The 13,868-nt window shown below is 51.8% G+C and carries 9 protein-coding genes; 7 read left to right on the forward strand and 2 right to left on the reverse strand.

Translation table 11 applies throughout. The features are described 5' to 3' along the window. Positions 1–78 precede the first annotated feature (78 nt). Positions 79–1,434: a PFL family protein gene (locus tag MKX70_RS18190; RefSeq protein ID WP_269322117.1), complete on the reverse strand. Its 1,356-nt coding sequence runs from the start codon at positions 1,432–1,434 to the stop codon at positions 79–81. A 33-nt stretch (positions 1,435–1,467) separates the two neighbouring features. Beyond that, on the reverse strand, positions 1,468–1,737 hold the full coding sequence (locus MKX70_RS18195; protein WP_042237473.1) for an ACT domain-containing protein: 270 nt from the start codon (positions 1,735–1,737) through the stop codon (positions 1,468–1,470). Positions 1,738–1,984: 247 nt separating this feature from the next. Between MKX70_RS18195 and MKX70_RS18200 the strand changes: the two genes are divergently transcribed. The 7 genes from MKX70_RS18200 (at position 1,985) to cysI (ending at position 13,575) form a co-directional block, all read left to right on the forward strand. Further along, on the forward strand, positions 1,985–3,619 hold the full coding sequence (locus tag MKX70_RS18200; RefSeq protein WP_340840443.1) for a GGDEF domain-containing response regulator: 1,635 nt from the start codon (positions 1,985–1,987) through the stop codon (positions 3,617–3,619). A 48-nt stretch (positions 3,620–3,667) separates the two neighbouring features. Beyond that, a complete protein-coding gene (locus MKX70_RS18205; RefSeq protein WP_171716592.1) occupies positions 3,668–4,039 on the forward strand; it encodes a response regulator in 372 nt (123 codons plus the stop codon). Beyond that, a complete protein-coding gene (locus MKX70_RS18210; protein ID WP_340840444.1) occupies positions 4,026–7,283 on the forward strand; it encodes an ATP-binding protein in 3,258 nt (1,085 codons plus the stop codon). The genes MKX70_RS18205 and MKX70_RS18210 overlap by 14 nt, the downstream gene beginning before the upstream one ends. A gap of 405 nt (positions 7,284–7,688) precedes the next feature. Next, entirely contained in the window at positions 7,689–8,663 is a 975-nt protein-coding gene (locus MKX70_RS18215) for an aldo/keto reductase (RefSeq protein ID WP_042237467.1), read from the forward strand. A gap of 526 nt (positions 8,664–9,189) precedes the next feature. Then, complete coding sequence (lspA, locus tag MKX70_RS18220; RefSeq protein WP_042237466.1) at positions 9,190–9,645, forward strand: signal peptidase II; 456 nt, start codon at positions 9,190–9,192, stop codon at positions 9,643–9,645. A 258-nt stretch (positions 9,646–9,903) separates the two neighbouring features. Further along, positions 9,904–11,775: an assimilatory sulfite reductase (NADPH) flavoprotein subunit gene (locus MKX70_RS18225; protein ID WP_340841678.1), complete on the forward strand. Its 1,872-nt coding sequence runs from the start codon at positions 9,904–9,906 to the stop codon at positions 11,773–11,775. A gap of 84 nt (positions 11,776–11,859) precedes the next feature. Then, the gene (cysI, locus tag MKX70_RS18230; RefSeq protein WP_340840445.1) at positions 11,860–13,575 is read left to right on the forward strand and encodes an assimilatory sulfite reductase (NADPH) hemoprotein subunit; all 1,716 of its coding nucleotides are present in this window, start codon (positions 11,860–11,862) and stop codon (positions 13,573–13,575) included. Positions 13,576–13,868: the final 293 nt, after the last annotated feature.

A 13,868-nucleotide genomic window follows, 5' to 3' on the forward strand; every position in this document is an offset into this window, starting at 1 on the left:
TCCCTGCCGGGAGAGTAACGGGTCTTTATGTTCTTAAGGGCGGTCCTCAACCAGCCGTCCTGTCGCTATCAGGGTGTCCTAGTTCTTGAAGCTGTGGATCGGCGCCGGAATACGTCCGCCGCGGTTAACGAAGCCTGCACAATTGAACGGGTTGACCGCCATGACCGGTGCATAACCCAGCAGGCCGCCGAACTCAACCATTTCGCCGACGTCCTTGCCGATAACCGGAATGACGCGGACTGCGGTTGTCTTGTTGTTGACCATGCCGATCGCCGCTTCATCGGCGATGATACCTGAGATGGTCTCCTTGCTGGTGCTGCCCGGAATGGCAATCATGTCGAGGCCGACGGAGCACACGCAAGTCATTGCTTCGAGCTTCTCCAGCGTCAGTGCACCGCGCTGAACAGCCTGGATCATGCCGTGGTCTTCGCTGACCGGGATGAACGCGCCGCTTAAGCCGCCGACATAGGAGGAGGCCATGACCCCGCCTTTTTTGACATTATCGTTAAGAATAGCCAGCGCGGCCGTGGTGCCGGGAGCTCCTGCTTCTTCAAGACCCATGACCTGGAAGATCTCGGCAATGGAGTCGCCAATTTCAGGTGTAGGCGCCAGCGACAGATCGATGATGCCGAAGGGCACATTCAGCCGCTTGGAGGCTTCCTGGGCAACGAGCTGCCCGACGCGGGTAACCTTGAAGGCGGTACGCTTAATGGTCTCGCACAGCGTTTCGAAGTCCTGTCCCTTCACTTCTTCCAGCGCCCGCTTGATTACGCCGGGACCGCTGACGCCAACATTAATGACACATTCCCGTTCGCCGACACCGTGGAAGGCTCCAGCCATGAACGGATTATCTTCAACGGCGTTGCAGAAGACGACCAGCTTGGCGCAGCCGATGGAATCGCGGTCTTTGGTGCGCTGTGCAGTCTGGATGATAATATCGCCCATCAGCTTCACGGCGTCCATGTTGATGCCGCTGCGCGAGGAGCCGACATTCACGGAGGAGCAGACGCGTTCCGTCACCGCCAGCGCTTCCGGGATGCTGTCGATCAGAATCCGGTCACCTTTGGTGCAGCCTTTCTGAACCAGTGCGGAATAACCGCCGATAAAGTTGACGCCAACCTCCTTGGCCGCCTTGTCGAGAATCTGTGCTACAGGAACATAAGTATCGGTATGTACAGCGCCGGCAGCGATTGAGATCGGAGTTACGGAAATACGCTTGTTCACAATCGGCACGCCGAATTGACGCTCCAGATCCTCACCGGTCTTCACGAGCTTTTCGGCGGAGCGGGTAATTTTGTCATATACATTGCGGTTAAAGATCTTCATATCCGTATGCGCGCAGTCCATCAGACTGATGCCCATGGTAATCGTGCGCACGTCCAGGTTCATTTCCCGGATCATTTTATTGGTTTCCTGCACTTCTCCAATTGAGATCATAGTATGGTTGTTCCTCTCTTTGCCGCCCGGCTAGATCCGGTGCATAATATTGAAGATATCTTCATGCTGAAGCTTGATTTCCACACCGATGTCCTCACCGACATGCTGCAGATCCTCTACGATTTCCTCGAAGGACTTAGAGGGTGCAGAAATGTCCACAATCATCATCATATTGAAATAGTCCTGCACAATCGTCTGGGAAATATCCAGAATATTCAGATTGTGTTCTGCGAGATATGTACATACTTTGGCAATAATTCCCACTTTGTCTTTTCCCAGTACCGTAATAATCCCCTTCAATTGAAAGCCTCCTATTTTAGATTACTCTGTTTTCTCCGCCCACTGCCGCTTTAACGGAATGAACGGTTTCAATTATTATGTCAAATGAATAGAAGGTTATCAACCAAAGCTTTTTTTGTAGGGCTGATTAGAGATTTGAGCTTGCAATTCGACAAAAATAGATAAAAATTGACACCGTCTTAAAAATATGATTAATTAAAATTTTGAAGAACCAATCGATTTGAAGGAACGAACTGAAGGAGCTATTATGACAACGAGAAAATATAAAGAGCTGGTTGAACAGCGCACCAGACAAACCTTGCAGAAGTGGTCGCAGCAGCCGGCAGTTGAGGAAAGGGATATCTATCGCTTTCTGCATAATTTAAAAGGCACTTCCGGTACAGTGGGCCTTGACGCGGTGGAGGCGTTCTCCGGTAACTCTCTGCTCTATTTCTCGGATGATAACCATAGAAGCTGGACGGAAGCCGAGTGGGGGGATTATTTATATCCGCTGCTGGAGCTGTTTGATGAGCCTAAAAGTACAGGTGCAGTGCCTCCCCAGATTCCGGGAATTGCGTTGTCCCATGGGAGCATCCACCATCAGTACGAAATTCTGGTCATTGACGATGATGTGGAGCTGGTGGCTTTTTTGCGCGAGTCGCTGGAGAAGCAGTCATACTATGTAAGCATTGCCCTATCTGCTGAACGCGGACTTAAGATTTTTTATGAGACCAAGCCGGATTTAATTCTGCTGGATATTCTGCTGCCGGACCGCAGCGGGATTGATGTGCTCAATCAGATTATCGGCAAAGCCAAAAAAGAGCGGATTCCGATCATTATCATCAGCGGTGAACACTCCAAGGAAGTCCAGAAATATGCCTATTCGCTCGGTGTGATGGATTACATCCGGAAGCCGGTGGATATCGACCTGTTCCTGGTGCTGATCAAGAACCGGTTTGAACTGAAAAAAGAATGGCAGGAATCCATCATTGTAGATGAGCTGACGGGTGCTTTTAACCGGAAATATTTCAATCAGACCCTGAAGATGCTCTCATCGGACTTCAGACGGACGGGCCGGACGTTCTCGCTCGCGCTGCTGGATCTGGATTACTTTAAGCATGTCAACGATACGTATGGTCATCTTGTGGGGGACGAGGTCCTGCAGACTTTTTCGGAGCTGGTCAGAGATTCAATTCGTACGGAGGATACACTGTGCCGCTACGGGGGAGAGGAATTCGCCCTGTTCATGCCAAATACCTCTGCGGACTCAGCGCTGCTTGTCATTGAACGGATTCAGGAGAAATTCGCCTCCAGGGAATTCTGTGCCAAACGGGAAAGCTTCCATGTTACCTTCTCCTGCGGCATTACAGAGATAAGCGAACGGCAGCAGGATACCGATAAACTAATTGACGAAGCAGACCAGGCTTTGTATTCCAGCAAGTATAGCGGACGAAACCAGACAACCTTGTACAGCGAGGGAATGTTAACGGGCCAGATGGAAACGGTACTCAATGTAATAATTGTTGATGATGATCCGCTGATCCGCAGAATTATTACAGGCAATTTCGCCTCCTGGGAGCCGGGGAATATCGGTGGAATTAAAGTGAACAGTTATGCCGACGGCGAGCTTTTTCTGAAATCGGACTGGTATGTTCCGGAGGAGAAGTACATTATTCTGCTGGACGGGGTGATGCCCGGCCTCGACGGTCTTGAGGTTCTGGAGAAGATCCGCAGCAGCTATCCTGAAGTGAACATCCTGGTGATTATGCTGACAGGCCGCAATAATCAGCGCGATATTATCCATGCCCTGCAGCTGGGGGCGGACGATTATGTGATTAAGCCGTTTCATGTGCCGGAGCTGCTGTCCCGGATTGAGCGCCTGGCCCACAGATTCTTGTTCTAATAGCAATATATCCATCCATGGATAAACTGAAAGTGAGCGTGAGTGTTAATGCAAAAAATACTGATTGTGGACGACGAAGATGTACTGCGCATGCTGATTGAAGATACGCTGGAGGATCTGGAGGATGTAGAGATTCATACCGCCGAGAATGGGGTTGAGGCGCTAACGCGGCTTACTTCGGACCCCTATGATCTCGTGATTCTGGACTATATGATGCCGGAAATGACCGGAATTGAAGTGCTCGGTGAGCTGAATGAAGAGCTGAAGAACAAGACCCCTATTATGATGCTGACAGCCAAAGCACAGGAAATGGACCGGAACAGGGCAAGGGAAGCCGGAGCACGTTATTTCATGCCTAAACCGTTCAGCCCGATGGAACTGCTGCAGATCGTGGAGGGCATCCTTAGTGATAAACAATAAACTTGCTGATGTGAGCATCAAAACCAAGTATTTCCGGATTATTTTCATCTTGTTTCTGGTGATTATGTTATCTGGTATCGGCCTGTTCTTCTACATCAATAACCAGCAGGACAAGCTGAAGCATGACCGCGGTGTCCTGCAGCATAAGACAGAGACCATCAATGAGCTGGCGGCGACGCTGAATGATGTCTTTTTCCGGGCGAGAGGTTATGTTGCCCTCAAAAGCGACGGTGAGCTTAAGCTGCTGAACACTGCACTCACGGGCCTTGATAGAATTCTGGAGCAATATTCGGCTCTGAATCTGTCGCCTGAAGAAGCGCAATACCGTGATGATCTGAAGTTATTCTATGAGCAGTACAAGACCAAGACCCTTCCTGAAGCGATCCGGCTGGTGGAGAATGATGATTATACGGGCATCCGCCATCTCTCTCAAGGCGGCAGCACCCAGGCTCTGAATGAATTTCTGGCCTATACCAAAGCGTTCAAAACAAGCTCGGACAGCAAGCTGAACGCCATGGATTCTCAGTCCATCAAGCAGGCGGACACCTTCACATTTATCGCCTTCGGGCTCAGCGCTGTACTGCTGTTATTCTTCACACTGATGATCTGGCGGATGCTTAGAGTGGTGCTCGATCCGATTGTTAAGCTGGAAGAAGCAACGAATTCGCTGGCGGCAGGCGAGGCTGTGCTGCTCGGCAAGCTGCATAAGCAGGATGAGATCGGCCGCCTCTATGAGGCCTTCCTTAATATGGCCCGGAGTATCCAGGATAAAGAAGAAGAGCTGATGATGCAGAATGAAGAGCTGCATGCCCAGCAGGATGAGCTGCAGGATCAGCAGTTCAAGCTGGAGCGTTCACTCAGTGAAATCGAAAGTATGATGAAGGCGCTGAATCAGACCTCCGCTGTCGGCATTCTGTCCAGCAAGGGAGTATTCACCTATGCCAATGATAACATTAGCGTCTACACCGGCTACAAGAACGCTGAGATTATCGGATATACCTTCCGTTTGTTTGAACTGCATAATATTTCGGATATTCAGATGGAACAGATTATACGCAAGCTGGCGACAGGAGGTGTATGGAGCGATGAGTCACAAATTGTGGCAAAAGATGGTTCTGCCGTCTGGCTCCAGCTGACGATCATGCCGTATCTGAATGATGAGGGTCAGATTTACCAGTACATTCTGATTGCTAACAACATTACCTCCATGAAGAGTGTCCAGCAGGAGCTGGCCGAGACGCTGAAAAGCACGGAGCAGACCACCATCATGCTGGAGCTTAACAACCAGCTCAATCATGAAATTACCTACACGCTGGACAAGCAGGAATTTGCCGAGAAATTCATCAAGTTCATGAACCGGCTGTACTCGTTCGACAGCAGTCTTTTCCTACTGGTCAAAGATAAGATATCGGTGGTCAAAGGGGTTCCGCAGGAGAATGTGGAGCGCTATATCGATGCCAACAGCAAGGATATGTTATACCGGATGAGCACGGAGAAGTCCTATATTGTGAAACGGACCGGAGTCCCCAGAGAGCAGGGAATCTCCGCCAAAGAAGTTTACTGCTATGATTTCTATACAACTGTAGTCAATGCCGAGGATGAGATCCTGGCGATCTTCTGCGGTACACGAATTGGGCATTCCTTCACCGAAGAGGAAATCAGCGAAATTCAGGGGATGATGAACCGGGTGGCGCTGGCCATCGAGCGGTTGTTCATGTATGAGGAAATCGAGAATGGCCGCAAGCTGAACCGGGATATAGTCAACAATGTCAACGAAGGCATCCAGTTCGTCAACACGGAAGGCGTCATTCAGCATATCAACAAGGCGCTCAGTCAATTGTTCGACTATGATGTGTGGGCAGAGGGGATGCTGATCCCTAAAGAGCAATGGATGGATCACTTCACCCTTCGCGTGAATGAATCGGAAGAGATGGGGCAGTTCTACCAGAAGGCGATGTCCGAGCACTCCGTGGATTCCAGCACGATGAAGTATTCCCTGGGCAAGGAAGCGATGAAGCATGTCGACGTCTATGCGATTCCGGTGTTCCGCCGTGAAGCGCGGGTGGGAACGTTGTTTGTACACCGGGATATCACCCGGGAATACGAGCTGGATCTGATGAAGTCGGAGCTGGTCAGTACGGTCAGCCATGAGCTGCGGACACCGCTGTCCAGTGTTCTGGGCTTCACCGAGCTCCTGTTATCCAAGACAATGAAGCCGGAGAAGCAGCTGAAATACCTGGAAACGATTCATAAGGAAGCCAAACGTCTGACTGAGCTGATCAATGATTTCCTTGACCTGCAGCGCATGGAATCCGGCACACAGCTGTACAATGCAGAGCCGGTCAATCTCAGCGAGACCGTTCTTAGTGTAATTGACCAGTACAAGCTTAGCGGTACCCACCATATCCTTGTGGAGGATGAGGCGCTGAACGCCGAGGTCGAGGTGGATAAGGATAAGATTATCCAGGTGCTGACCAACCTGCTGAGCAATGCCATCAAGTTCTCTCCAGGCAGCAATGAGATCAAGGTAACGCTGCATAATGAGCGGGATTCGGTTATAGTCCGGGTACAGGATCATGGACTGGGAATTCCGAAGAATCAGATCGGACAGCTGTTCCAGAAATTCCGCCGGGTGGATAACAGTGCATCCAAGCGGATTGGCGGAACGGGTCTCGGACTTGCGATCTGCAAGGAGATCATTGAGAAGCAGAAGGGGATGATCGGAATCGATTCGGTTGAAGGCGAAGGCACCGCGGTGTGGTTTAGCCTGCCGGTCCTCCAAGCGGAGAGCAGCCGTCATGAAGAGGAGCCGCATAAATGGAGTGCCGACAAGGAGCAAAAGCCGAATGTGATGATCGTTGAGGACGATTACAGCTTGTCCCTGCTGCTCTCTGAGGAGCTTAAGGGCAAAGGCTTCAGAGTGACTCATCACTATCATCCGCAAAAAGCATTTGATCAGGCGGTGAAGACGCCTTTTGTAGCTATCGTCGTGGATCTGATGCTCGGTGAAGAGCTGGACGGCTGGGATCTGATCCGTATGCTGAAGAATGATCCCCGCACGGAGAATGTGCCGATTGTCATCTCCTCGGCGCTGGATAAGGAAGATAAGAGCATGATGGATAAAGTGCAGAAATATCTGACCAAACCGTATCCGCCGGGCGAGCTGTCAAATACCTTGCAGGATATTGTGCAAATCAAGCCGAAGACGGGTGAGGTTCTTTTCCCGGACAGCGCTGAGCAGTAGGCGTATAATAGAGAACATAGTTATATAGAGTGAATGCAATCTTTTGCTGATTATATATATTCATTGAACAAGTCCTTCTTCGCGGAGGGCTTATTTTTTTGAGTATATGAGCATAAACAGAACATCACCGGAGTCTTCATACGTTATTCAGTTTGCTGGTTAAATAAGATTAAGCGGACTGAGAAGACCTTATATTCACTGAAAAGCTCTTATCACAGCTGAAACGGACTGAGAATCCGTTATATTGTTAATAAGCCAGCATAAGCGAAGTCCCCAGCGTCTGCCCGGCCCAGCAATACTGCAGCTTGAAGTTTGTCCAACAAAAAGCTTGCCTTAGAGCCTACTCTAAGGATTATATTAAACCCGATGCAGACAACCTAACCGAAATGAATGGGAGGAAATGCGATGAAGTACAGCTATTTGGGTAAATCCGGTTTGAAGGTCAGTCAATTATGTCTGGGCACGATGAATTTCGGGCCGGAAACCGAGGAGAAGGAAGCGTTCAGGATTATGGATGCCGCACTGGATGCGGGAATCAATTTCTTCGATACGGCCAATGTGTACGGCGGCCAGGACCGCCGCGGCTGGACCGAGGAAATTATCGGCCGCTGGTTTCAGCAGGGGGGCGGACGGCGCGAGAAGGTTGTGCTGGCCACCAAGGTGTATGGTGACATGTTCGACGAGCAGGACGGACCCAATTCCGCCTCCGGCTTATCCGCTTATAAGATCAGACGGCATTTCGAAGGCTCATTGAAACGTCTGCAGACGGATCATATTGAGCTTTACCAGATGCATCATATTGACCGGAATGTATCCTGGGAAGAGCTGTGGGGCGCATTTGAAATTCTTGTCTCCCAGGGCAAAGCTGATTATATCGGCTCCAGCAATTTCGCCGGCTGGCATATCGCCGCTGCGCAGGCTAAGGCCAAAGAACGTCATTTCCTCGGCCTTGTGTCCGAGCAGCATTTGTATAACCTGCTGGAACGGACACCGGAGCTTGAAGTGCTGCCGGCATCCAAGGAGCTGGGGCTGGGCGTCATTCCATGGAGTCCGCTGGCCGGAGGCTTGCTGGGCCGCAACGCCTTGTCCAAGACGGGTGTGCGCAGCGCCCGCTCCGCCAAGCTGGAGCAGCACCGCAGCCAGCTGGAGCAATTCTCCGCGCTCTGCAAGGAGCTTGGCGAGCATGAGGATCAGGTTGCTCTGGCCTGGGTACTCGCTAATCCGGCAGTAACAGCGCCGATTATCGGGCCGCGTACGATAGAGCAGTTCGAGGATTCGCTGCGTGTTACGGAGATTGTACTGGAAGAAGCTGTGCTGAAGAAGCTGGACGAGATTTTCCCTGGACCGGGCAAGCCTGCACCGGAAGCCTACGCCTGGTAAGATTGTAAGTACCATAATTCAATACAAATTCTTGTTCTTATAACGAGAAAGGCCGGACTATCCTTTGGGAGGTAGTCCGGCCTTTCGTTTAAGCCCTTCGACTGTGGGACTAAGCTGCTCAGAATTCACCGGGTTTTGCCTGATGCGTGCCGGATTCAACGACGCATTGCGGAAGACCAACTCCCTTCGCGTCAATATCCAGATCTCCCTGGGTTACCGGTTCCTATTGCGGCTTCTTCAGAATGCTGAGCGAGCCGTTCGTTTCATAGATCGCATAAGCAACCTCATTTCGGCGATCAGCTTAATGAATATCGATCCGTACTCCATTGGCTGCCACCCTCCAGATATGAATGAATCTAAGAGCGTTTAACCAATGCCCCAGATCATGTAACAAGCAACTTCTGGCCGGGACAGCGGCCTGTCCGCTGGAGCTGGCAGGATGATTCCCGGCTCCGACCTGTGATAGACTAGAAGGTGAGAAGTGAAATCATTCTGATGATATCACAGGGGGATGAGGTGGCGGCAAATGCTTTTTTATCTGATTTCCATATTGGTAGTGCTGATTGACCAAGCCGCCAAATGGCTGGTCCGTACTCATATGGAGCTTGGGGAGAGAATTCCCTTCTGGAGTCCGCACCTGCAGTTCGTCTATTATGAGAATAGCGGGGCAGCCTTCAGCTCCTTTCAGGGCTACGGGAAGTATTTTTCCATAATCGCTGTGGTTTTTGTAGCGGCAGTGTTCTATTACCGGCGGCAGGGCAAAATTCGCGGGCCTTTGCTTGAGGCAGCCAGCGGGTTACTAGTCGGCGGAGCGCTCGGCAATGCGATTGACCGTGTGATCTACCATCAGGTAACGGACTTTCTAGTGTTCGGTAACCGCGGGGGGATTCTCAATCTGGCGGATCTGGCGATTAATGCCGGGGCAATCCTGATTGCAGTCTACCTGCTGGTTGACCACTTTGGACACAAAGCTGCCCGGTAAGGGAAGCAAAGCGGTCCTAAGGCTATTCCGGTTTATCATTTTATCTAATGCAAGTTATCATTATTTGTAATAAACCCGCCTAAATCAGAGCTTTTTACTATGATTTAGGCGGGTTTTGTGTGTTTTGTACCTTTATTAAGCTTTTATACCATAAAATGACTGTTATCTGCTTCGTTGATCGTTTCTTATTAATGTGTTAGCCTGAATTCATGATGTTAAGAGGATAGAAGATTGCACGTTAAGGAGAGGTCGATATTGTTGCAATTACAAGTTACGAACAGTCCCTTTAATGAGAGCCAGGTTGAGCTTCTGAACCAGCTGCTGCCGACGCTGACCCATTCGCAGCAGGTATGGCTAAGCGGTTATTTATCCGCTGTGTCTCTGCTGGGAGACACGGGTCAAGCAGGCCCGGCGGTGCTCCCCCTTGCTGCTAAAGCGGCACCAGGAGTGTCAATGTCTACAGCCACAATGCCCCAGCCGGAGGTATCCCGTGAGGTGACCGTATTGTTCGGCTCCCAGACCGGCAACTGTCAGCGGCTGGCGGCGAGTCTTGCGCGTAAGCTGGAAGAGCAGGGCTTCAAGGTTACGGTTGCCGCAATGAACAGCTTCAAGCCGAATGGACTGAAGAAGATCGAGAATCTGCTGCTGCTAGTCAGCACCCATGGTGAAGGAGAACCGCCGGATAATGCACGTGCCTTCCATGAATTTCTCTACAGTAAAAGAGCCCCGCAGCTTCCGCAGCTGCGTTACTCGGTACTTGCACTCGGCGACACTTCCTATGAATTCTTCTGCCAGACCGGGAAAGATTTCGATCAGAAGCTGGAAGAGCTTGGCGCACAGCGCTTAACATCTCGTGCGGACTGCGATCTCGATTATGATGAGCCTGTAGCCGAATGGTTCGAGCATGTTATCCGCTCGCTAAGCGGTTCCGGTTCGCAGCAGGCTGCGGGGATCGCGGATGACGCTGTGCTGGCAGCCGAGAGCGCAGAATCGCTGGAATCGGCATATTCGCGGAATCATCCGTTCCATGCCGAGGTGCTGGAGAACCTGAATCTGAACGGACGCGGCTCAGACCGCGAGACCCGCCATCTGGAGCTGTCGCTGGCCGGTTCGAATATTACGTTTGAGCCCGGTGATTCGCTCGGAGTCTATCCGGAGAACCACCCGCAGCTTGTGCAGGATATCATTGCTGCCATGGGCTGGGAGGCTGGTGAATCCGTTCCCCTGAACAAGAAGGGGGAAGAGGGCACACTGCATGAAGCGTTGCTGCGGCATTATGAAATTACCGTACTGACGAAACCGCTGCTGGAGCAGGCAGCCAAGCTGAACTCAACACCTGCCCTGCAGGAGCTGCTGTCCCCGGACCGGCAGCAGGAGCTGAAGAATTACATCCATGGGCGTGATCTGCTGGACTTGATTCAGGATTTCACACCGTGGGAAGTTCCGGCCCGCAGCTTCGTGACGATTCTGCGCAAGCTGCCGGCAAGATTGTATTCCATTGCCAGCAGCTACAATGCCAACCCGGATGAAGTACACTTCACGGTACGGGCTGTGCGTTATGAGTCGCATGGACGTGAACGTTACGGGGTCTGCTCCGTACATTGTGCGGAACGTGCAGAGCCGGGCGCTACACTGCCGGTTTACATCCAGAACAATCCGAACTTCAAGCTTCCGGCAAATCCGGATACGCCGGTGATCATGATCGGACCGGGCACTGGTGTCGCCCCGTTCCGCTCCTTCCTGGAGGAACGGGAAGAGCAGGGGGCACAGGGGAAGTCATGGCTGTTCTACGGCGACCGGCATTTCGTCACAGACTTCCTCTACCAGACGGATTGGCAGAGAATGCTGAAGGACGGTGTTCTTAACCGGCTGGACGTTGCCTTCTCACGTGATACAGACGAGAAAGTTTACGTACAGCACCGCATTCTGGAGAAGAGCCGGGAGCTGTACACCTGGCTGCAGGAGGGTGCACATGTCTATGTATGCGGAGACGAGAAGCATATGGCCCATGATGTACACGCTGCGCTGATTACAGTAATCCAGCAGGAAGGCGGACTGAGTCCGGAAGGGGCAGCCGCTTATCTGGAGAATCTGCAGCAGGAGCAGCGTTATCAGCGTGATGTATATTAAACGATATCCAGCGGAGGGACCTCCGCTGGGCTTGCGATACAATTCTTGAAGAGCGCGAGGCAATGCGGAAGGAGAGGATCAATAGTGGCAAACAATGAACCAGCGGTGAAGCCAATTGGCGGACCCCCGAGTGATGTTGAACATATTAAGCTGGAGAGCAATTATCTGCGCGGTGCGCTTGTCGAAACCCTCAGCAACCCGATCACCGGAGGGCTGCCGGAGGATGACAACCGCCTGCTGAAATTCCACGGCAGTTATATGCAGGATGACCGGGATTTGCGCAGTGAGCGTGAACGCTCCAAGCTGGAGCCTGCTTACCAGTTCATGCTGCGTGTTGTAGCGCCAGGCGGAGTGGCGACACCGGCGCAATGGCTCGTAATGGACGATCTGGCCCAGAAATACGGCAACGGCACACTGCGTATCACGACAAGACAGGCTTTTCAAATGCACGGAGTGCTTAAGTGGAATCTGAAAAAGACGATCAAGGGGATTAATGATACGCTGATGACTACGCTCGCAGCCTGCGGTGACGTCAACCGCAATGTCATGAGCGGACCCAATCCGTATCAGTCAGAGGTTCATGCCGAGGTAAACGAGTGGGCCAGAAAAATCAGTGACCACTTAGCCCCGCGCACCGCGGCTTACCATGAAATCTGGCTGGATGGCGAGAAGGTAGTGGACAGCAAGGTGGTTGAACCGATTTACGGGCCTGTGTACCTGCCCCGCAAGTTCAAGATCGGCCTGGCGGTACCGCCCTCCAACGATGTAGATGTGTTCTCCCAGGACCTGGGCTTCATTGCTATTCTGGAAGACGGGAAGCTGGCCGGATTCAATGTCTCGGTCGGCGGCGGTATGGGGATGACGCATGGTGATACCAGCACATATCCGCAGCTGGGACGGATTATCGGCTTCTGCCGTCCGGAGCAGATGATTGATCTGGCGGAGAAGACCGTCACCATTCAGCGCGACTACGGCAACCGTTCGGTCCGCAAGAACGCCCGCTTCAAGTACACGATCGACCGCCATGGTCTGGACTGGTTCACGGGCGAGCTGCATGAGCGGCTGGGCTGGACGCTTGAGCCGGCACGTGAATATCATTTCGACCACAACGGCGACCGCTACGGCTGGGTGAAAGGCTTCGACGGTAAATGGAATTTGACGCTGTATATCCAGAGCGGACGGATTCAGGATGTCCCGGGATATCCGCTGATGACCGGCCTGCGGGAGATCGCCAAGATTCACGGCGGGGATTTCCGCCTGACGCCGAATCAGAATCTGATCATTGCCGGTGTCAGCCATGCGAAGAAACGCAAGGTAGCCGAGCTTGCCAAGCAATACGGGCTGACCGACGGAGCTCATCATTCCGCGCTGCGCAGAAGCGCTATGTCCTGCGTGGCGCTGCCGACCTGCGGTCTTGCGATGGCGGAGGCTGAGCGATATCTGCCGCTTCTGCTCGATAAAATGGAAGTCATCATAGATGAAGCCGGACTGCGTAATGAAGAGATCATCATCCGCATGACCGGCTGCCCTAACGGCTGCGCCCGGCCTGCGCTTGGCGAGATTTCGTTCATCGGCAAAGGCCCGGGCAGATACAATCTGTACCTGGGTGCCGGCTTTACCGGAGACCGGCTGAACAAGCTGTACAAGGAGAACATTGACGAGAAGGAGATTCTCGATACTCTCGGGCCGATCATTCACCGTTATGCCAAAGAACGCAGTATAGGTGAGCATTTCGGAGACTTTGTGATCCGCAGCGGATATGTCAAAGCCGTTACTTCGGGACTTAACTTCCACGATTGATCATAGATGGCTGACGAAGCATTACGCATCCTGACTTGTCCGGCATCAAGGTAATGTATAAAACGAACCTGTTTTCCGGCGTTTACGCGGAGGACAGGTTCGTTTTGCGCAAATCCTGTACAGAATACAACATTAGCCTATACAATATGAAACTTAAGCCTCTCGGGTTCTACCAGCAACTTATTAGGCGTGGGGATTTGGATAAACCGTTTATAACATAAGCATTGATCGGTTACCTGTAGCTTTAATTTCTATCCTTTCACAGAATGAATTTGGATTTCCGGCGGTTTTCT

The sequence above is a fragment of the Paenibacillus sp. FSL R7-0312 genome, from assembly GCF_038004445.1.
GTDB lineage: Bacteria > Bacillota > Bacilli > Paenibacillales > Paenibacillaceae > Paenibacillus_AQ.

Bases quoted from the DNA above. Each gene is read 5' to 3' on its own strand.
- MKX70_RS18200 (WP_340840443.1), top strand. From the start codon at position 1,985: ATGACAACGAGAAAATATAAAGAGCTGGTTGAACAGCGCACCAGACAA.
- MKX70_RS18205 (WP_171716592.1), top strand. From the start codon at position 3,668: ATGCAAAAAATACTGATTGTGGACGACGAAGATGTACTGCGCATGCTG.
- MKX70_RS18215 (WP_042237467.1), top strand. From the start codon at position 7,689: ATGAAGTACAGCTATTTGGGTAAATCCGGTTTGAAGGTCAGTCAATTA.
- lspA (WP_042237466.1), top strand. From the start codon at position 9,190: ATGCTTTTTTATCTGATTTCCATATTGGTAGTGCTGATTGACCAAGCC.